General features: G+C 64.3%; 20 protein-coding genes. 5 read left to right on the plus strand and 15 right to left on the minus strand.

Going from position 1 to position 18831, the window contains the following annotated elements:
- Window positions 1-17 precede the first annotated feature (17 nt).
- The 15 genes from LRA87_RS08575 to LRA87_RS08645 all read right to left on the minus strand — a co-directional run bounded on the left by LRA87_RS08575 (window position 18) and on the right by LRA87_RS08645 (window position 14239).
- Window positions 18-329, minus strand: coding sequence for a PilZ domain-containing protein (locus LRA87_RS08575; protein WP_230630944.1), 312 nt, complete (start codon window positions 327-329; stop codon window positions 18-20).
- Between the two features lie 47 nt (window positions 330-376).
- Complete coding sequence (rpmE, locus tag LRA87_RS08580) at window positions 377-610, minus strand: 50S ribosomal protein L31 (protein WP_230630945.1); 234 nt, start codon at window positions 608-610, stop codon at window positions 377-379.
- Window positions 611-714: 104 nt separating this feature from the next.
- Window positions 715-1164, minus strand: a complete 450-nt coding sequence (gene fabZ, locus LRA87_RS08585; RefSeq protein ID WP_230631203.1) for a 3-hydroxyacyl-ACP dehydratase FabZ — start codon at window positions 1162-1164, stop codon at window positions 715-717.
- Between the two features lie 36 nt (window positions 1165-1200).
- The gene (locus LRA87_RS08590) at window positions 1201-1944 is read right to left on the minus strand and encodes an OmpH family outer membrane protein (RefSeq protein ID WP_230630946.1); all 744 of its coding nucleotides are present in this window, start codon (window positions 1942-1944) and stop codon (window positions 1201-1203) included.
- Window positions 1944-4664 (minus strand): outer membrane protein assembly factor BamA, encoded by a 2721-nt coding sequence (gene bamA / locus LRA87_RS08595; RefSeq protein WP_443024853.1) that lies wholly within the window; start codon window positions 4662-4664, stop codon window positions 1944-1946. Before bamA ends, LRA87_RS08590 begins: the two co-directional genes overlap by 1 nt.
- A gap of 94 nt (window positions 4665-4758) precedes the next feature.
- Window positions 4759-5892: an RIP metalloprotease RseP gene (gene rseP, locus LRA87_RS08600; RefSeq protein ID WP_230630948.1), complete on the minus strand. Its 1134-nt coding sequence runs from the start codon at window positions 5890-5892 to the stop codon at window positions 4759-4761.
- 13 nt (window positions 5893-5905) lie between these two features.
- Entirely contained in the window at window positions 5906-7081 is a 1176-nt protein-coding gene (gene dxr, locus LRA87_RS08605; RefSeq protein ID WP_230630949.1) for a 1-deoxy-D-xylulose-5-phosphate reductoisomerase, read from the minus strand.
- Window position 7082: 1 nt separating this feature from the next.
- Complete coding sequence (locus LRA87_RS08610; RefSeq protein ID WP_268934844.1) at window positions 7083-7874, minus strand: phosphatidate cytidylyltransferase; 792 nt, start codon at window positions 7872-7874, stop codon at window positions 7083-7085.
- Window positions 7871-8608: an isoprenyl transferase gene (locus LRA87_RS08615; protein WP_230630950.1), complete on the minus strand. Its 738-nt coding sequence runs from the start codon at window positions 8606-8608 to the stop codon at window positions 7871-7873. Before LRA87_RS08615 ends, LRA87_RS08610 begins: the two co-directional genes overlap by 4 nt.
- Before the next feature lie 73 nt (window positions 8609-8681).
- Window positions 8682-9239 (minus strand): ribosome recycling factor, encoded by a 558-nt coding sequence (gene frr, locus LRA87_RS08620; protein WP_230630951.1) that lies wholly within the window; start codon window positions 9237-9239, stop codon window positions 8682-8684.
- A 3-nt stretch (window positions 9240-9242) separates the two neighbouring features.
- Complete coding sequence (gene pyrH, locus LRA87_RS08625; protein ID WP_230630952.1) at window positions 9243-9971, minus strand: UMP kinase; 729 nt, start codon at window positions 9969-9971, stop codon at window positions 9243-9245.
- Between the two features lie 299 nt (window positions 9972-10270).
- Window positions 10271-11203 carry a translation elongation factor Ts gene (gene tsf, locus LRA87_RS08630; protein WP_230630953.1) on the minus strand — a complete coding sequence of 311 codons (933 nt, stop codon included), beginning with the start codon at window positions 11201-11203 and terminating at the stop codon, window positions 10271-10273.
- An 85-nt stretch (window positions 11204-11288) separates the two neighbouring features.
- Window positions 11289-12176, minus strand: coding sequence for a 30S ribosomal protein S2 (gene rpsB, locus LRA87_RS08635; RefSeq protein WP_230630954.1), 888 nt, complete (start codon window positions 12174-12176; stop codon window positions 11289-11291).
- A 543-nt stretch (window positions 12177-12719) separates the two neighbouring features.
- Complete coding sequence (locus LRA87_RS08640) at window positions 12720-13508, minus strand: CDP-alcohol phosphatidyltransferase family protein (protein ID WP_230630955.1); 789 nt, start codon at window positions 13506-13508, stop codon at window positions 12720-12722.
- Window positions 13508-14239: a phosphatidylserine decarboxylase gene (locus LRA87_RS08645; protein ID WP_230631207.1), complete on the minus strand. Its 732-nt coding sequence runs from the start codon at window positions 14237-14239 to the stop codon at window positions 13508-13510. The genes LRA87_RS08640 and LRA87_RS08645 overlap by 1 nt, the downstream gene beginning before the upstream one ends.
- 129 nt (window positions 14240-14368) lie before the next feature.
- On the opposite strand from LRA87_RS08645, the gene LRA87_RS08650 reads away from it, so the two are divergent.
- The 5 genes from LRA87_RS08650 (at window position 14369) to rutA (ending at window position 18692) form a co-directional block, all read left to right on the plus strand.
- Window positions 14369-15589 carry an NADP-dependent isocitrate dehydrogenase gene (locus tag LRA87_RS08650; protein ID WP_230630956.1) on the plus strand — a complete coding sequence of 407 codons (1221 nt, stop codon included), beginning with the start codon at window positions 14369-14371 and terminating at the stop codon, window positions 15587-15589.
- 101 nt (window positions 15590-15690) lie between these two features.
- Window positions 15691-16434: a pyrimidine utilization protein B gene (rutB, locus tag LRA87_RS08655; RefSeq protein ID WP_230630957.1), complete on the plus strand. Its 744-nt coding sequence runs from the start codon at window positions 15691-15693 to the stop codon at window positions 16432-16434.
- 2 nt (window positions 16435-16436) lie between these two features.
- Window positions 16437-16820: a pyrimidine utilization protein C gene (gene rutC / locus LRA87_RS08660; RefSeq protein ID WP_230630958.1), complete on the plus strand. Its 384-nt coding sequence runs from the start codon at window positions 16437-16439 to the stop codon at window positions 16818-16820.
- Entirely contained in the window at window positions 16820-17605 is a 786-nt protein-coding gene (gene rutD, locus LRA87_RS08665) for a pyrimidine utilization protein D (RefSeq protein WP_230630959.1), read from the plus strand. Before rutC ends, rutD begins: the two co-directional genes overlap by 1 nt.
- Before the next feature lie 16 nt (window positions 17606-17621).
- Window positions 17622-18692, plus strand: coding sequence for a pyrimidine utilization protein A (rutA, locus tag LRA87_RS08670; protein ID WP_230630960.1), 1071 nt, complete (start codon window positions 17622-17624; stop codon window positions 18690-18692).
- Window positions 18693-18831 lie beyond the last annotated feature (139 nt).

Here is an 18831-nt window from a genome sequence, read left to right on the forward strand (position 1 = left end):
TTACCAGCGCGGAACGGCTAGCGGTTGAGTTCGACGAGCCGTTCGAACACATCGAGCGGGATCGGTTGCTTGAACTGGCAACCGGCGACGTAATCGTCCGCCCATTTGACGTCGGCGGCGATGGAGCCGGCGTGCGGCAAGGTCAGCCAGATCGTGCTGTCCTTGGTCAGCGCCGAATAGGTTTGCAGACGCGCGCCGTGGACCGAGATGTCGACGACCTTGCAGAGCGTTCGCACGCCCTTGCCGATATGCGCATCCAACGAAACCGGCGCACGCTGTGAGCGGCGCCGGCCGTTGATATCTGCTGGTTCGAATTCCGCGGCGAACATGTCCAACGCCTATCGGGCGATGGTTAAGGCCGCGTAAACGAAACGGATCATCCCTTGCGCAGGGTAAGACCGCCACCGAAACGCTTGTTGAAGCGCGCCACCTGGCCACCGGCATCCAGCATCGTGCCACGGCCGCCGGTCCATGCCGGATGCGCGAGCGGATCGATGTCGAGCGTCATCGTGTCGCCTTCCTTGCCCCAGGTGGAGCGAGTCTCGAACACGGTCCCGTCGGTCATCTGGACCTTGATCATGTGGTAGTCGGGATGGGTTTCTTTCTTCACGTCTGCATGCTCCGGATGCGGCTGGTTCCGACCAGCCTGGAAAGGAAAGGCCGCCTAGCGACCGTTGACGACATTGTCAAAGTTGAGAGCTTCGCGTGACGCCTTTACGCCTTGGGCGGATCGGCAATCATCGCGGTAAAATTGGCCTGAGCAACGACTTGCCCGTCGATCTTCGCAATGCCTTCGAACTTGCAGACGCTGGCGCGTTTCTGGACGAACGTGGCCTCGAGCCGCAGCAGAACGCCGGGCTCGACGGGCTTGCGGAATTTCGCGCCGTCGATCGCCATGAAATAGACGAGTTTGCCGGAGCCGGCGAGGCCTAGGCTTTCGACTGCGAGGATACCTGCCGCCTGCGCCAGCGCCTCGACGATCAGCACGCCCGGCATGATCGGCCGACCGGGAAAATGTCCCTGGAAAAAGCTTTCGTTGATCGTCACCGCCTTGATCGCCGCGATCGACCGGTCGAGAACGAGTTCCTCGACGCGGTCGACCAGCAGCATCGGGTAGCGATGCGGCAGTGCGGCCATGACCCGCCCGATATCAAGCGGGCCCATGGTCACCGGTGTGTCTTCGCTCACCCGATCCGCGCCTTAGCGACCCTGCGGCGTGGCGCGCGGGGTGGTGGCGGGGGCGGCAGCCGCCGGTGCAGTGCCGGCTGCCGGTGCCGGAGCGCCGGCCTGCTGACGACGGGCGGCATTCGCATATACGAGCTGGCGGTACTGCTGGAGCAGCTCGACGGTCTGCTGCTGCGGCTGCCAGTTGGCAGGCGGTGCGATCGGCACAGACGGCGTGGTGCGATCGATCTCGGCGATGATGTCGCGCGTGATGTCGGTCGCGGGCGGCGCGAACTGGATCGCGTTCGGCGCGAGCACGATGCTGATCTTCTTTGCGTTCACCACCGCGCGCAGGGCGGGATCGTACTTTGCGGTGATCTGCTCGAGCGCATAGGCCTGCGCCTTGATCGCGGGCCCCTGCGCGGCTTCGATGCCGGGCTGCGCCTTCTGCTGGGCGGCGCGAACCTGATTGCCGATCGCGTTGTTCGGCGCTTCGGCCGCAGCGGCTTCGGCCTGACTGACCTGACCGTCCTTGTTGGTATCGAGCAGCGTGCGCAGCTGCGTGTTCAGCGCGGTCTGTGCGGCAGCGGCCTGATCGAGCTGTGCCTTGTAGGTCGTCGAGATCTGCTGGTTCGCGGCATCGAACGCCTTGGCGCTGAAGATCGCCGCATCGGCCTGCGCCGTGGCGATCCCTGCCGTCTGGGCCGAAGCCGAGCCGGCGAGCAGCGCGACGGAAGCGCCGGCGAGCATCGCCGCGCAAGTCTTGGTCATGGTCTTCATTAGAACTGCGTCCCTACGTTGAAGGTAATGAGCTTGGGATCGTCGCCCTTCTGGGTGACGAGCGCCTTGGCGAGATCGATACGAAGCGGACCGAACGGCGAATTCCAGTTGACGCCGACGCCGACGCTGATGCGCGGTGTGGCACGGGAGCCGTAATAGGTTTCCTGGAATGCGGGAGTCGAGGTCTGATAGATCGTGTTGGTCGAGCTGCCCGAGCACGCTCCACCGCCCACCGCCGCATAGCCGATGGCGCAGGTCGTGATCGCGCCCGCATTGGTCGTATCGGCCGACGACACCAGATACAGCTGGCGGCCCGCGCTATCGAGAACCGGCGTGGTGAGCGGCAGGACGGTGACGTTGCCGTTCGCATCGGTGATCGTCGGGAACGTCGCCGTTGGCTGCGGTCGCGTCAGGCTGAACAGGCTGCCCGCCTGCACGTAGATCGACGGACGCAGGCCCAGTTCGCGCGCACCGGCGCCGAGCGGGATCTCGAGCTCGGCACGAACCAGGTAATAAGCGTTGCCACCCAGCGCGTCGTCGACGATCTGATCGCGATCGGTGACGGCGATCTGCTTGCCGTTGGCGTCGGTGGTGAACGACGCACGCTGCACGCGCGGACCGATGCCGCGGATGTCGAAGCCGCGGAACTGCGGTTCGCCAAGATAGAAACGATCGGTGATACGCACCGAGTCGACGCCAAGACCACGGCTCTTTTCGAGCGACTTGATATAGCCGCCCTCACCGACGATCGAGCCGATGAAGCCGCTGCCGACGTTCCAGAACTTCGATCCTTCGAGCCGGGTACGGATGTACTTCACGTCACCGCCGAGACCGGCGAAATCCTGACTGAAGCTGAGACGCTGGCCCGCGGTCGGGCGCAGGCGGCTGTTGAGGCTGTCGTAAATGAGTGAATAGCCGATCGACGACGTCCAGCGATTGCCGATCGCCTCGCACAGGTAACGCCCCGCCCTCAACCGGTCGCACTGCCCGTTGGTATAATAGGTGGATTCGTCCAGCCCGACCTGATCGTAGGACAGGCCGTAGCGCCCGGCGAGCGACCAATATTCGGTCAGCGGTACGCCGGTACGAACCTGGAAGCCGGTCGACACCTGCGAATAGGTGGTCTGGCGATCCTGACCGACATAGTTGAACGAGTTGAAGTCGCGGCGGAACACGTCGACGCCGATCGCGACGTTCTTGTCGAAAAGATACGGCTCGGTGAAGCCCAGCTCGATCGACTTCGAATAGGATGAATAGTTGACGCCGGCGCGCAGCACCTGCCCCTTACCGCGGAAGTTGTTCTGCGTGATGTTCGCCTGAACGATGAAACGTTCGAGGCTGGAATAGCCGACGGAGAGCTGCAACTCGCCGGTCGATTTCTCTTCGAGATTGGTTTCGAGGATGATGCGATCGGGCGCGGAACCGGGGTTCTGCTTGATCTCCATCTTGTCCTGGAAGAAGCCCAGCGAGTTGATGCGGTCCTGCGAGCGCTTGACCTGGAAGCTGTTGAACGCGTCGCCTTCGGCGAGGCGGATTTCCCGGCGGACGACCTTGTCCTGCGTCTGGGTGTTACCGTTAATATCGATGCGCTCGATATAGGTGCGCTGCGCCTGCCCGATGTGGAAGTTCATCCCCATCGTCAGCGTTTCGGGATCGCGCTGGAAGTCCGGCGATACGTCGGTGAACGCATAGCCGAACAGACCGGCCGATTCGCTCAGCTGATCGACCGAATCCTCGACCAGCTTGGCGTTGTACCATTCGCCCTTTTTGATCGGCAGCGATGCGGCGAGCTTCTTATTGTCGAAATCGCGGATCTCGCTGTCGACGCTGACGTCGCCGAACTTGTAGCGCTTACCCTCTTCGACGACATAGGTGATGATGAAGTCGCGCTTGTCCGGCGTCAGTTCGGCAACGGCGCTGGTGACGCGGAAGTCGGCATAGCCCTGCGTCAGATAATATTGGCGCAGCTTCTGCTGATCGTAGTTCAGGCGATCCTGATCGTAGGACGTGCTCGACGACAGCAGCCGGAACCAGCGCGATTCCTTCGTCGCCATCTCGCCCCGCAGCTTGCCGTCCTCGAACACCTCGTTGCCGATGATGTTGATCTGGCGAACCTTGGATTTGGGCCCTTCGGTAATCTCGAACACCACGTCGACGCGGTTCTGGTCGAGGCTGACCATCTTGGGACTGATGACGGCGGCAAAGCGGCCCTGGCGGCGGTACAGTTCGATGATCCGCGACACGTCCTGACGGACGGCGGTGCGCGTGAAGATCTGCCGCGGCGCGAGCTTGATCTCCTTGGTGATCTTGTCGCTCTTGAGCGCCTTGTTCCCTTCGAGGATCACGCGGTTGATGATCGGGTTCTCGCGGATACGCAGCACGATATCCCCGGTCTCGACGCCCGAAATCGAGAAATCGACGAACAGGTCCGAGGCCTGAAGATCCTTCAGCGCCTGATCGAGCGTTTCCGCAGTGTACGGAATGCCGACACGCAACTTCGTGTAGGACAGAACCGTCTCCGGCTCGATACGCTGCGATCCCTCGACGCGCAGCGTCTTGATCGTGCGAACCGGCGCGGGCGTAGCGGATTGGCCAGCGGCGGGCGCAGGCGCGACGACGGGCTGGGACGCAGAGGCGGGCGCCGGTGCGGTCTGGGCCATGACGGGCACGCCCGACAGCATGGTGCCGGCGAGCAGCGCGGCGCCCCTGGCCACGAACATGGAACTCTTCATCGCTGTCACTCAACCCACCCCAAATACGTCAGGATACTCATATGCACCGGAAGACGCAGAAAACTGCCCTGCCCCAACCCGGTCAGCCGATCAACCCGGCGAGGCGCTGCCACAGGCCCACGGCGCTCAAATCATTGAAGGTCACGACCAGCATCAGCGTCAGCACCATCGCAAGTCCGCCGCGGAACGCCCATTCCTGTACCCGGGGTTCGAGGGGGCGGCGGCGGATCGCCTCGATCGCATAGAAGAACAAATGGCCGCCATCCAGCATCGGTACTGGCAGCAGGTTGATGAACCCCAGATTGATCGACAGCATCGCGACCAGCCAGACGAAGGCGGAGATACCAAGTGCCATCTGTTCGCCGGAAATCTTGGCGATACGGATCGGTCCGCCGAGTTCGTCGATCGAGCGACGGCCGCTGATGATCTGGCCCAGTGTTTCCAGCGTACCGCTGATGATCTCTCCCGTCATCCGCACACCGGCAAGGGGGGCGGCGAGCAGGCCGACCGGTTCCAGCACGGGATCGCCGCTGCCGATACCGATCCTGCCGATGCGATATTCGTTCCCGAAGCGATCGCGCTGGCGGACCACGCCGATAGCCAGCGGACGGTCGACCTCGCTGCCCGCGCGATCGATGCGCACGGTCGCCTGCGCGCCCGGACGGATCAGCGCATAGCGGGCGACGTCCGAAAAGGTCTCGATCTCGCGGCCGTCGATCGCGACGATCCGGTCACCGGGGCGCAGCCCGGCTTTCGCACCCGGACCACCCTCGATCACCGTTCCGACGACGGCAGGCGTACGATCGACGCCATAAGTGTGGGCGAAGCCAGCCAGAATGAGGACGGCGAGGATCAGGTTGATCGCCGGCCCGGCGGCGACGATGATCGCGCGCTGCCAGAGCGGCTTGGCCTGAAACGTCTGTTCGCGCTCCGCGGCGGGCAACGACAGCCACGCCGCGTCCGGCTGGCTGGCGGGGTTCATGTCCCCCGCGAAGCGGACGTAACCGCCGAGCGGCAGCCAGCCGAACTTCCAGCGGGTGCCGCGGCGATCGGTGACGCCCGCGATCTCCCGCCCGAAGCCGATCGAAAACGCCTCCGCCTTAACCCCGAACAGGCGGCCGGCCAGATAATGGCCCATCTCGTGGATAAAGACGAGCGGACCGATCGCGCAGAGGAACGCGAGGACGGCCATCAGAACGCCGGGGGACTGGATCAAGCTTGGCAATCCTTCACGCGTGGACCTTTACACGCCCCTGAGCACGTCCCTGTACACTCTCGTCCGCCATTCGTCGCGCCTCGCCGTCGATGGCGAGGACCGCCTCCAGCGTATTGGGAGCCGGCGGATCGTACCGCTCCAGCGTATCGGCGACGATTGCGGCAATTTCGAGGAAGCCGATGCGCCGTGCAAGGAACGCTGCGACGGCCACCTCGTTGGCCGCATTGAGGATCGCCGGCCGCGCGCCACCCGCCTCCAGCGCGGCGCGGGCGAGCACCAGTGCGGGAAAGCGAACGGGATCGCAGGCTTCGAAATCGAGGCGGCCGATTTTGACCAGATCCAGCGGCTCCATCGGTGTCGCCATCCGCTCGGGCCAAGCCAGCGTGTGGGCGATCGGCACGCGCATATCGGACGGGCCGAGCTGGGCCAACATCGATCCGTCGACGTAATCGACCATCGAATGGATCACCGACTGGCGGTGCAGCACCACCTCGATCTGATCGTTGGCGACGGGAAACAGCCGGGCGGCCTCGATCAGTTCCAGGCCCTTGTTCATCATCGTCGCACTGTCGATGCTGATCTTAGCGCCCATCGACCAGTTGGGGTGTGCGACCGCCTGTTCGACGGTGACGTCCGCCATCCGCTCCAGCGACCAGTCGCGGAACGGCCCGCCGCTGGCCGTTAGGATGATGCGCCGGACGCCCTCGGGACGCGCGAAGTCGAAGCATTGGTAGATGGCGTTGTGTTCGCTGTCCGCGGGTAGGAGCGTCGCGCCAGAGCGGGCAGCCGCGGCGAGGATCACCTCGCCTGCGGAGACCAAGGGTTCCTTGTTGGCGATGACGACGGTGCCGCCGTGTTCGATCGCCGCCATCACCGGCCTGAGGCCGGCGCAACCGACGATCGCGCCCATCGTCCAGTCCGCGCCCGCAGCGGCGTCGCAGATCGCCTGCGCGCCCCCGGCTGCCTGCGTCGACGTACCGTCAAGGGCATCGCGCAATGCGGGCAGGCAGGATTCGTCGGCGACCACCGCGATCTCCGCGCGGGTGCGGATCGCGGCGGCGGCGAGATTGGCGACATCGCAATTGGCAGTGAGCGCCCGTACCTTGAGGCGGTCCGGCTCCCGCTCGACGAGGTCGAGAGTCGAAGTGCCGACCGAGCCGGTCGCGCCCAGGATGGTGACGGTCTTCATGTCAAAACGCCAGCGGCACGACGACGAGCAGCGCAGCCAGCGGCATCACCGGCACCACACCATCGAGCCGGTCGAGTACGCCACCGTGGCCCGGGATGACGCTGCCCGAATCCTTGACCCCGGCGCGACGCTTGAGCCAGCTTTCGTATAAATCACCGCCCTGTGCGAGGATCGCTAGCAAGGGGCTGGCGATGATGAAACGCAACGGCAGCAGGTAGAAGGCATGCATCAGCAAGGCGACAATTGTAGCAAGGGCGATACCGCCGATCAGCCCGGCCCATGTCTTGTTGGGACTGATCGTCGGGGCGAGCTTGGGCCCGCCGATCGCGCGGCCGGCAAAATAGGCGCCGATATCGGTCGCCCAGACGAGGCTCAGCGCCCAGAGCGCGTTGCGGATGCCGTCGGGCTCATGGCGGATCAATAGCAGGGCATAGACCGGCAGACCGCAATAGAGGACGCCAAGGCCCAGTTGCGGGCGGCGGGTGACGATCGTCAGGAAGAAGAACGCACCGACCAGCAGGCCGAGTGCGAAGAAGTTGGGGCCGGCGGCGATCGGGCACATGATCGCCAGCGGCACGAACAGGACATATTGGCCGAGCCGCTTCGTTTTCGGCTCGGCAAGATGCAACTCGCTCCATTCCGCCATCATGAAGACGCCAGCGACGACCGCGAGCAACCAGAACGGAAAGCCGCCGAAGGCGAGCGCGACGAGCGCCAGCGCGACCATGCCGAGGCCGGCCAGCGTGCGCGTCGCAAGCTCCGACCGGCGCGGGGCCTGAGGCGTGTCGCTCACAAGCCGCCGTAACGCCGCTGGCGCTGACCGAACGCCGCAATCGCATCCGCCAGCGTATCGCCCGTGAAATCGGGCCAGAGCGTGTCGATGAACAGCAATTCGGCATAGGCCGCCTGCCACAGCAGGAAATTGGACAGCCGCTGTTCGCCCGACGAGCGGATGACGAGATCAAGCGGTGGCAGATCGGCGGTGTCGAGCTCCGCCTCGATATGCTCCGGCGTGATCGCTGCGGGATCGATCTCGCCGGCAGCGGCGCGGGCGGCGAGGCGCTGCGTCGCGGCGACCAGTTCGGCCTGCGAGCCATAGTTGAGTGCGATCACGAGGATCGGTCCCGTGTTGCCCGCAGTCTTCGCCACCGCATCGTCGACCAGCGCGACGAGATCGGGGGCGAAGCGGCGGTAGTCGCCGATCACGCGAAGGCGAACGTTCTCCGCCACCAGTTCGGCGAGGTCGCTGCGGATGAACAGCCGCAGCAGGCCCATCAGCGCGCCGACCTCATCCTCGGGACGTCGCCAGTTCTCGCTGGAAAAGGCATAGAGTGTCAGCGCCTCGACCCCGAGGGCACGGGCAGCACGGGTGACGCGGCGAACCGCCTCGACCCCGGCCTTGTGCCCGGCGACGCGCGGCAGCATCCGCGCCTTCGCCCAGCGGCCGTTGCCGTCCATGATGATGGCGACATGCCGGGGAACCAGCGCGGATTGCGGTACCGCGGAAAGGATCGGTGCGGAGCTCATAGTCCAGCATCCCGAGGAGTGGCGGGCCGCCCATGCCCCCGGCATGAGCCAAACAGCATGCGCTGCCTTCCCGTCACTTGCCGAGAATTTCCTTTTCCTTCGCCGCGGCGGCCGCGTCGAGCTCGGCGATGGTGGCGTCGGTCAGCTTCTGCACCTCGGTTTCGTGGCGCTTGCGCTCGTCCTCGGCGATGATGCCCTTCTTTTCGTCGGTCTTCAGGCTGTCCATGCCGTCGCGGCGGACGTTGCGCACCGCGATACGCGACGCCTCAGCGTATTTGCCGGCGAGCTTGGCGAGTTCCTTGCGGCGCTCCTCGGTCAGATCGGGGATGGGCAGGCGCAGCGTCTGGCCGTCGTTGATCGGGTTGAGGCCGAGACCGGCCGAACGGATCGCCTTTTCGACGGGGCCGACGTTCGACTTGTCCCAGACCTGCACCGACAGCATGCGCGGTTCGGGCACCGAGACGGTCGCGACCTGGGTCAGCGGCATGTGGCTACCATAGACTTCGACCGTCACCGGGTCGAGCAATGCGGTCGAGGCGCGGCCGGTGCGCAGGCCGTTGAGGTCGTGCTTCAGCGATTCGACGGCGCCGGCCATGCGGCGTTCGAGGTCGGCCTTGTCATAGGCTGCCATGATCTACTCCTGTTCGTTCTGGACGATCGTCGAGACGCCATCACCGCCGAGGACTGCGGCGAAATTGCCGTGTTCGCGGATGTTGAAGACGACGATCGGGATGTTGTTGTCTCGGCACAATGCGATTGCGCTGGCGTCCATGACCTTGAGGTCGTCGGACAGCACCCGCGAATAGCTGACGGTGTCGTAGCGGGTCGCGGTCGGCACCTTCTTCGGATCGGCATCGTAGACGCCGTCGACCGAGGTACCCTTGAACAGCGCATCGCACTTCATCTCGGCAGCGCGGAGCGCGGCACCGGAATCGGTGGTGAAGAACGGGCTGCCGACGCCGGCGGCGAAGATCACGACGCGACCCTTTTCGAGGTGGCGTTCGGCGCGGCGGCGGATGAAGGGTTCGCACACCGACTGCATCGGGATCGCGGATTGCACACGGGTGTCAACGCCGATCTGTTCGAGCGCGTTCTGCACCGCGAGCGCGTTCATGACGGTCGCGAGCATTCCCATGTAATCGGCGGTGGCGCGTTCGATGCCCTTGGCGGCGGCGGACAGGCCGCGGAAGATATTGCCGCCCCCGACGACGATGCACAGCTCGTAACCCTGTCCGCGAACGTCAGCGATTTCCTGCGCAACGCGGGCGGTGACGGTGGGATCGATCGCGAGACCGCCCTCCCCCATCAGCACTTCGCCGGAGAGTTTGAGCAGGATACGTTTGAAGCGGGGGCCGGAAGTCATGGGGTCCTGACGATAAGGGAAAGCGGCGCGGACCTTAGGCGGGGTGCGCAGGAGGGGCAACCTCGGCTGGGCGCGTTGCGTAAGGTGCATAGGAATTTGTTGGCGAGTGCATGAGAGGTGCATCGGGAGGAATGCATTCGACCCCACACATGCGTCACCCCGGACTCGTTCCGGGGTCCACCTGCCGGCCAAGGGAAAAGCTGGAGGCTCCTGCGATTCCGGTGCCGCCCGGTGGACCCCGGAACGAGTCCGGGGTGACGGAGGACGTGAGGAAAGCGGTCGCCCGCCCTCCCCTAGCATTACTTCTGCGCGACGCCCGAAGCGGCAGCGACTTCAGCGGCGAAGTCCGACGCTTCCTTCTCGATGCCTTCGCCGAGCTGGAAGCGGACATAGTCGACCAGCTTGATCTCCGTGCCGGCGTCCTTGGCGGCCTTGGCCACCACGTCGCTGATCTTGGTCTTGCCGTCCATCACGAACAGCTGGCTGACCAGCGCATGCTCCTTGCGGTACTTGGCAATGCTGCCTTCGACCATCTTGGCGATGATGTCGGCGGGCTTGCCCGATTCGCCCGCCTTTTCGGTGGCGATAGCGCGCTCGCGCTCGATCTCGCCCTCGTCGAGGTCGTTCTCGTTCAGCGCCTTCGGGAAGGCGGCGGCGATGTGCATCGCCAGCTGTTTGCCAAGACCCTGGAGCACCTCGTCCGAAGCCTCCGATTCGAGCGCGACGAGCACGCCGATCTTGCCGAGGCCGGGCGATGCCTGGTTGTGGACATAGGACACAACCGCGCCCTTGCTCACTTCGAGGCGCCTGGCGCGGCGCAGCGACTGGTTCTCACCGATCGTCGCGATGTTGTTGGTCAGCACTTCCGACACGGTCGTGCCCGACGGCATCGCCTCGGCCTTCAGCGCCTCGACATCGCCACCGGTGGCGAGTGCGATCTGCGTGACTTCGCGGACGAACTGCTGGAACTGGTCGTTCTTGGCGACGAAGTCGGTTTCCGAATTCACCTCGACCGCGGCACCCTTGGTGCCGCCCGTGGCGACGCCGACGAGGCCCTCGGCTGCGGTACGGCTGGACTTCTTCTGTGCGGCGGCGAGGCCCTTGGTGCGCAACCAGTCCAGCGCGGCGTCCATATCGCCGGCGGTCTCGTTCAGCGCCTTCTTGCAATCCATCATGCCCGCGCCGCTCTTCTCGCGCAGGTCCTTGACCATCGCTGCGGTAACTTCAGCCATGTGCGTAATCCTTATACTCGAATGTGGTTGCGGGCGAGGCAAGGCATCGCCCTACCCCGCCCGCATGACGTTTCAACGACGGGCGTTACGCGTCGATCTGGCGCTCGGTCTCGGTGCCGGCGCCTTCGACGGTCGTGGCGGCCTCCGCTTCCGGCTCGGCAACCTTGGCTTCCGGCTCGGCGGGCGCCTGCACGTCTTCCGGCTGCGCCGCGGGGGTCGGCACGGTCAGCGCCTCCTCGGTCGGGGCGACATCCTGCGCGCCCAGATCGACGCCGCGGCGCGACTGCTGCTCCTGATTGCCACGGGTCGCCGCGATGGCGATCGCTTCGCAATACAGGCGGATGGCACGGCTGGCGTCGTCGTTCGCGGGAACCGGGAAGGCGATGCCGTCGGGCGACACGTTCGAATCGAGGATCGCGACGACGGGAATGCCGAGCGTGTTGGCTTCCTTGATCGCCAGCTCTTCCTTGTTCGCATCGATCACGAACATGACGTCGGGCACGCCGCCCATGTCACGGATGCCGCCCAGCGAAAGCTCCAGCTTCTCCTTCTTGCGGGTGAGCTGCAGCACTTCTTTCTTGGTCAGGCCGTGCGTATCGCCCGAGAGCTGCTCCTCAAGCGACTTCAGCTGGCTGATCGACTTGGAGATCGTCTTCCAGTTGGTGAGCATGCCGCCCAGCCAGCGGTGGTTGACGAAATGCTGGCCCGAACGGCGCGCCGCATCGGCGACGGCATCCTGCGCCTGGCGCTTGGTGCCGACGAACAGGACCTTGCCACCACCGGCGACCGACGACGAGACGAACTCGAGCGCGCGCGCGAAGAGGGGAACGGTCTGCGACAGGTCGAGGATGTGGACGCCGTTACGATCGCCGAAGATGTAAGGCTTCATCTTCGGATTCCAGCGATGCGTCTGGTGGCCGAAGTGCGCACCAGTCTCGATGAGCTGCTGCATGGTGACGACGGGTGCCGCCATAGGATAATTCCTTCCGGTTGAGCCTCTGGGAAGCGGATGACGTCAGCGTTGCGGCCGACGCACCGGGCTATGATGCCTCCCATGCGGGGTTGAGGGGGGCGCCACTAGTCGATCGGACAGCAAGATGCAAGATACACGTTCCCACTTGACACTTGGAACGTAGGTGGAACATAAAGCGACCAGACAGTGGACATGAATGCTCCGATCCCGGTTAAGACCCTGCAAAGTGTCCGAAACGGAAGAATCTGGTTCAGCCATGGAACTTGCTGACAAATCACTGGTTTAGCGAGTTATCCACAGGTTGCTCGCAGACCTGACCGGGAGTTGGTTCGATGGTTGCAGTGCTTGGTATTGTCGTGTTCGCAGGTGCGTTTCTCACGGCCGTTGGCGTCATCGCTGCGACGGTTGCGCCGCAATGGCGGCGGATCGTCAGCTTGGCGTCGGGCAATGTGGAACCGGCCTTTGCACCCTTGTCTCAGCTTGCTTCGGCAGAGCGCCGGATAGCCGTCAGGCGCTGGGCTTCCGCGCCGCTTCCCGCTGGCGTCAACCCGTTGCGCGTAGCCGCCTGACGCGCGTGTAGCTCGCGATGCTGAACGGGATCGTCAGCAGATAGCATACGCAGATCACACTGAGCGTGTGCCATGGGGCGGAGACCAGAGCGGCCCCAAGCAGAACAACCCCCGCAATTGCCTCGAAGCGCACCGTGCGGCGTAGCTTCAACGACGTCCATGAGAAGGTAGCGACGCTCGATACCATGAGCATGGCGACGAGCGCGACCCAGGGGGCAACGAGCCACGGCGATGCAAATATCGGCTGATCTGTCCAAAACCAGAAGTACATAGGCAGCATGGCGAGACCTGCACCGGCGGGCGCGGGCACCCCGGTCAGGAACCCTGCGGATTTGTGGGGCTGGTCCGTTTCGTCGATCTTGGCGTTGAAGCGCGCTAGCCTGAGTGCGCAGAACACGGCAAGAATAAGGGCGCTGATCCAGCCGAGCCGTGGCAATGCCGCAAGCGACCAAAGATAGAGGATCAGGGCCGGCGCGACGCCAAAGGAAATGGCATCGGACAGGGAATCGAGTTCGGCACCAAAGCGGCTTTCACCATGGAGTAGCCGGGCGATGCGGCCGTCGAGCCCATCCAGTACGCCCGCAACCATGATCATCGCCACTGCACTCTGCCATTCGCCACCAATAGCGAAACGGACGCCGCTGAGGCCGGAACACAGCGCCAATGCGGTGACCGCATTTGGTGCGACGGCGCGAAGCGGCAGACCACGCGGACGGCGCGGCAGACGACGGCGGGGCGGAACAGCCGGGTCGCGCTGGTCCATCACTGGGCAATACCGGTGATCGGCGTGCCGCCGACGCGGCCGATGACGGTTTCACCGGCGATCGAACGCTGGCCGAGCGTCACCTGCGGAATAATGCCATCGGGCAGGAACACGTCGACGCGGCTGCCGAAGCGGATCAAACCGATCCGCTGGCCGGTAGCGACCATGTCGCCTGGCTTGACGAACGGGACGATGCGGCGCGCAACAAGGCCGGCGATCTGGGTGAAGCCGATCCGGCGGCCGTCACGACCTTCCACGACGATGTGCTGGCGTTCGTTCTCATCCGACGCCTTGTCGAGATCGGCGTTGAGGAACTTGCCGCTGATGTAAACAACTTGACGGATCGTGCCTGCGATCGGCGTGCGGTTAATATGAACATCGAACACCGACATGAAGATCGATACGCGGATCAGCGACGCATCCCCCAAGTCGCCGACGAGTTCGCGCGGCACCGGCACCCGTTGGATCATGGTGACCAGCCCATCCGCCGGCGCGATGATGAGGCCTTCGCCAACCGGGGTGGTCCGGATCGGATCGCGGAAGAAAGTGAGCACCCAGACCACAACGGCGAGCAGCGGCCAGAACAGCACCTTCGTAACGATCGTGGCGAGCAGGGTGATGCCCAGCGCGATGGCCGCATATTTGTGACCTTCGGGATGTACCGACGGGAAGCGCCACTTGACGGTCGTGGTGGGCAACGGCGTGTGGGGAGGCTTTTCGAGCGATGGCATATCCATGGGGTGTACCCGTGTCGTTCATGCAACACAACGCTCCGGCGGCTCGGACTATCTCCAATGGTTGATCCCCTGCCCGCTTGTGCCTAGACGCATCGGCAAATTCCCCTCCCATAGGACGTGAAAATGGCCAAGATTCAGGTGAAGAACCCGATCGTCGAGATCGACGGCGACGAGATGACGCGGATCATCTGGGAATGGATCCGCGAGCGCCTGATCAAGCCGTACCTCGACATCGAGCTCGACTATTACGACCTCGGTATCGAGCATCGCGATGCGACTGAAGATCGCGTGACGGTCGAGGCGGCCAAGGCGACGCAGAAGCATGGGGTCGCGGTCAAGTGCGCGACGATCACCCCCGACGAGCAGCGCGTCGAGGAGTTCGGCCTGAAGAAGATGTGGAAGTCGCCGAACGGCACGATCCGCAACATCCTGGGCGGCGTCGTCTTCCGCGAACCGATTGTGATCAAGAACGTCCCCCGCCTGATCCCGGGCTGGACGCACCCGATCGTCGTCGGCCGTCACGCGTTCGGCGACCAGTATAAGGCAACCGATTTCCGCGTACCGGGTCCGGGCAAGCTGCGCCTCGTGTTCGAGGGCGACGACGGCACGCTGATCGACGAGGAGGTGTTCCAGTTCCCCTCGTCGGGCGTCGCGATGGGCATGTACAACCTCGATGATTCGATCCGCGACTTCGCCCGCGCGTCGATGCACTATGGTCTCAATCTTAAGTGGCCGGTGTACCTGTCGACCAAGAACACGATCCTCAAGGCCTATGACGGCCGCTTCAAAGACCTGTTCGCCGAGGTGTTCGAGGCCGAGTTCAAGGACAAGTTCAAGGAAGCGGGCATCGTCTACGAACACCGCCTGATCGACGACATGGTCGCATCGGCGCTGAAGTGGAACGGCGAGTTCGTCTGGGCCTGCAAGAACTACGACGGCGACGTGCAGTCGGATCAGGTCGCACAGGGCTTCGGAAGCCTCGGCCTGATGACCTCGGTGCTGCTAACGCCGGACGGCAAGACGGTCGAGGCCGAGGCGGCGCACGGCACCGTCACGCGCCACTTCCGCCAGCACGAGCAGGGCAAGGCGACGTCGACCAACCCGATCGCGTCGATCTTCGCATGGACCGGCGGCCTGAAGTATCGCGGCAAGTTCGACGAGACGCCCGAAGTGGTGAAATTCGCCGAGACGCTGGAGCGTTGCTGCATCGAGTGCGTCGAGAACGGCCAGATGACCAAGGATCTCGCGATCCTGATCGGTCCGGACCAGCCGTGGATGACCACCGAGCAGTTCTTCGAGGCGGTGCGTGCCAATCTCGAAGGCAAGATGGCGAACTGGGGCTAAAGACCTCTCGCCAGTTCGGAAAAGGGGCTCGGGAGCATCGCTTCCGGGCCCCTTTTTGTTTCGCGCTTGCACAATGGCCCCTGTTCGGTTCAGCTTGGCGCATGGCCGAAGCCGAACCGATCCTTCGCATGGGCGCCGACGAGAGCCGCGCCGTGACCCTGCCCGCCCGGCCGGAGGCGCTGCGGCTCGATCCGGCGGAAACGGCAGTGGTCGTAATAGACATGCAGAACGCCTATGCCACCGAGGGCGGCTATGTGGACCTCGCCGGGTTCGACATCGCCGGATCTGCAGGGGTGATCGACCGGATCACGACGGTGCTCGCCACGGCGCGGGCGGCGGGGATGGCAGTCGTGTTCCTGCAGAACGGCTGGGATCCCGACTATGTCGAGGCGGGTGGGCCGGGTTCGCCCAACTGGCACAAGTCCAACGCACTCAAGACGATGCGCGCGCGGCCCGAACTGGCCGGCAAGTTCCTGGCGCGCGGCGGCTGGGATTACGAGCTGGTCGATGCGTTGCAGCCGCAGCCCAATGATATCCGCGTTCACAAGACACGCTATTCCGCCTTCTTCAATTCGGAGCTCGACAGCGTGTTGCGCAGTCGTGGCATCCGCAACATCGTCTTCGTCGGGATTGCCAGCAACGTGTGTGTCGAATCGACGCTGCGCGACGGCTTCCACCTCGAATATTTCGGGGTGATGCTGGAGGATGCAACGCATCATCTCGGGCCGCCGATCATGCAGGAAGCGACCATCTACAATGTCGAGAAGTTCTTCGGCTGGGTGAGCAACGTCGCGGATTTCTGCGGCAGCTTCGGCCAGCGGCAGACCGGTCCATCGGGGGAATGAACATGCCGTTCGAAGCGATCAATCCGCCGCAATTCCCGACGCCGATCGCGCCCTATTCGGCCGGCGCGAAGGCCGGGAATACGGTCTATGTCTCGGGCGTGCTCGCGCTCGGCGAAGGCGGTGTGGTGCTGCACGTCGGCGATGCGGCAGCGCAGACCCGCGCGGTGCTCGACACGATCCGCATCACGCTGGAGGCGGCGGGCGCGACGATGGCCGACGTGGCGATGAACCACATCTTCCTCAAGGACTTCGCCGATTATGCCGCGTTCAACGCAGTGTATGCCGAGTATTTTCCTGGTGCGAAGCCTGCGCGTTATTGCGTCAAGGCCGATCTGGTGAAGCCCGACTGCCTCGTCGAGATCGCCAGCGTGGCGCATCTCGCCTGATGCCGCAGGCGGCGGGGCTCCATTACGAGGTGCATGGCGACGCAGGTGCGCCGACGGTATTGCTGTCCCCCGGATTGGGCGGATCGGCGAACTATTGGGCTCCGAACATCGCCGCCCTCGCCCAGCGCCACCGCGTCATTGTCTACGACCATCGGGGCACCGGCCGATCCGCGCGCGAGGTGCCGGGCGACCTGACACTGGAGGCGATCGGGCAGGATATGGTCAGGCTGATGGACGCGCTGGACATCCCGAAAACCACCCTCATCGGCCACGCGATCGGCGGCATGGCCGGGCTGGCGATCGCACTGGGGCGGCCGGAGCGGCTGGAACGGCTGGTCGTCATCAACGGCTGGGCCAAGCTCGATCCACATAGCGCACGCTGCTTCGACACGCGGCTGGCATTGCTGCGCGACAGCGGCCCGCGCGCGTTCCTGCATGCACAGCCGCTGTTCCTGTATCCGGCGCAATGGATTTCGGATCATCACGATACGTTGCAGGCGGAGGAGGAGGCGATGCTTGCCCATTTTCCCGGCGCGGAGATGGTGCAGCGACGGATCGCGGCGGCACGACGATTCGATATCGCGAACCGCCTGCCGACGATCCACGTGCCGACGCTGATCGTCGTCAGCGAGGACGATATGCTGGTGCCGCCAGCGCAATCCGAGCGGCTGGCGGCGGACATTCCCGACGCGCAACTGGCGCGGATGGCGACAGGTGGACACGCCTGCAACGTCACCCGCGCCGAGCATTTCAACATGTGGCTGCTCGACTGGCTCGACGGCTGAGACGGGAGATCAGGGCATGCAGGTCGGCGTTTTCGTACCCATCAACAACAATGGCTGGCTGATCAGCGAGAACGCACCGCAGTACAAGCCGAGCTTCGACCTGAACAAGGCGATCGCGCTGAGGGCGGAGGAGCACGGCCTCGATTTCCTGCTGTCGATGATCAAGCTACGCGGGTTCGGAGGCAAGACCGAATTCTGGGAATACGGGCTGGAGAGCTTCACGCTGATGGCGGGCTTGGCGGCGGTGACTGAGCGGATCAAGATCTATGCGACCTGCCCCACTCTGGTGATCCCGCCCGCCTTCGCGGCGCGCATGTGCAACACGATCGATTCGATCAGCCACGGACGGTTCGGCCTCAATCTCATCACCGGATGGCAGCCGCCCGAATATACGCAGATGGGAATGTGGCCTGGCGACGAGCATTTTCGCAATCGATACAAGATGCTGGACGAATATGCCCACATCCTGCGCGAGTTGTGGGCTGAGGGTGTTTCCGACTTCAAGGGCGATTACTACCGGATGGAGGATTGCCGGGTGCGGCCGCAGCCGACCGGTGACATGCGCATCATCTGTGCCGGATCGTCGGACGAGGGCCTCGCGTTTTCGGCGAAATGGGCGGATTATGCCTTTTGCCTTGGCAAGGGCGTAAACACGCCGACCGCGTTCGCCTCGAACAACGCCCGGCTGGCGCAGGCGACGGCGAAGACCGGACGGAACGTGTCGGTATTCGTGCTGGTGATGATCATCGCCGCCGAGACCGACGATGCGGCGATGACGAAATGGCGGCATTACAACGCCGGCGTCGATATCGACGCGATCGCGTGGCTTGCCGATCAGGGGGCAAAGGACACCGTCAACACCAGCACCAACGTGCGCCAGCTCGCCGCGCCCGAAGGCGCGGTGAACATCAACATGGGAACGCTGGTGGGCAGCTATGCCAGTGTCGCACGGATGCTGGACGAGATGGCCGCCGTACCGAACACCGGCGGCGTGTTGCTGACGTTCGACGATTTCCTGCAAGGAGTGGAGGATTTCGGAACACGCATCCAGCCGCTGATGACGAGCCGGCGGGACATCCCGTTATAGATCATGTGGCATCATGGGCCATGTGGCGGGAGACCGACATTCGCCTTTCCCCCGCCGGTATGGGTCGTCGTCAGCGTTGCTGACCCCCATCGCCGTGGTTGCCGTAACCGGCACCGGATTCTTCGGCTTCGTCTGCCGG

The sequence above is a fragment of the Sphingomonas sp. Leaf37 genome, assembly GCF_920939475.1.
GTDB lineage: Bacteria > Pseudomonadota > Alphaproteobacteria > Sphingomonadales > Sphingomonadaceae > Sphingomonas.

Bases quoted from the DNA above. Each gene is read 5' to 3' on its own strand.
- rutC (WP_230630958.1), top strand. From the start codon at position 16,437: ATGCCGTTCGAAGCGATCAATCCGCCGCAATTCCCGACGCCGATCGCG.
- LRA87_RS08590 (WP_230630946.1), bottom strand. From the start codon at position 1,944: ATGAAGACCATGACCAAGACTTGCGCGGCGATGCTCGCCGGCGCTTCC.
- LRA87_RS08650 (WP_230630956.1), top strand. From the start codon at position 14,369: ATGGCCAAGATTCAGGTGAAGAACCCGATCGTCGAGATCGACGGCGAC.
- frr (WP_230630951.1), bottom strand. From the start codon at position 9,239: ATGGCAGCCTATGACAAGGCCGACCTCGAACGCCGCATGGCCGGCGCC.
- bamA (WP_443024853.1), bottom strand. From the start codon at position 4,664: ATGTTCGTGGCCAGGGGCGCCGCGCTGCTCGCCGGCACCATGCTGTCG.
- LRA87_RS08575 (WP_230630944.1), bottom strand. From the start codon at position 329: ATGTTCGCCGCGGAATTCGAACCAGCAGATATCAACGGCCGGCGCCGC.
- rutA (WP_230630960.1), top strand. From the start codon at position 17,622: ATGCAGGTCGGCGTTTTCGTACCCATCAACAACAATGGCTGGCTGATC.
- dxr (WP_230630949.1), bottom strand. From the start codon at position 7,081: ATGAAGACCGTCACCATCCTGGGCGCGACCGGCTCGGTCGGCACTTCG.
- LRA87_RS08615 (WP_230630950.1), bottom strand. From the start codon at position 8,608: ATGAGCTCCGCACCGATCCTTTCCGCGGTACCGCAATCCGCGCTGGTT.
- LRA87_RS08645 (WP_230631207.1), bottom strand. From the start codon at position 14,239: ATGCCATCGCTCGAAAAGCCTCCCCACACGCCGTTGCCCACCACGACC.
- rutD (WP_230630959.1), top strand. From the start codon at position 16,820: ATGCCGCAGGCGGCGGGGCTCCATTACGAGGTGCATGGCGACGCAGGT.
- pyrH (WP_230630952.1), bottom strand. From the start codon at position 9,971: ATGACTTCCGGCCCCCGCTTCAAACGTATCCTGCTCAAACTCTCCGGC.
- rpsB (WP_230630954.1), bottom strand. From the start codon at position 12,176: ATGGCGGCACCCGTCGTCACCATGCAGCAGCTCATCGAGACTGGTGCG.
- rutB (WP_230630957.1), top strand. From the start codon at position 15,691: ATGGCCGAAGCCGAACCGATCCTTCGCATGGGCGCCGACGAGAGCCGC.
- tsf (WP_230630953.1), bottom strand. From the start codon at position 11,203: ATGGCTGAAGTTACCGCAGCGATGGTCAAGGACCTGCGCGAGAAGAGC.
- LRA87_RS08640 (WP_230630955.1), bottom strand. From the start codon at position 13,508: ATGGACCAGCGCGACCCGGCTGTTCCGCCCCGCCGTCGTCTGCCGCGC.
- fabZ (WP_230631203.1), bottom strand. From the start codon at position 1,164: ATGGGCCCGCTTGATATCGGGCGGGTCATGGCCGCACTGCCGCATCGC.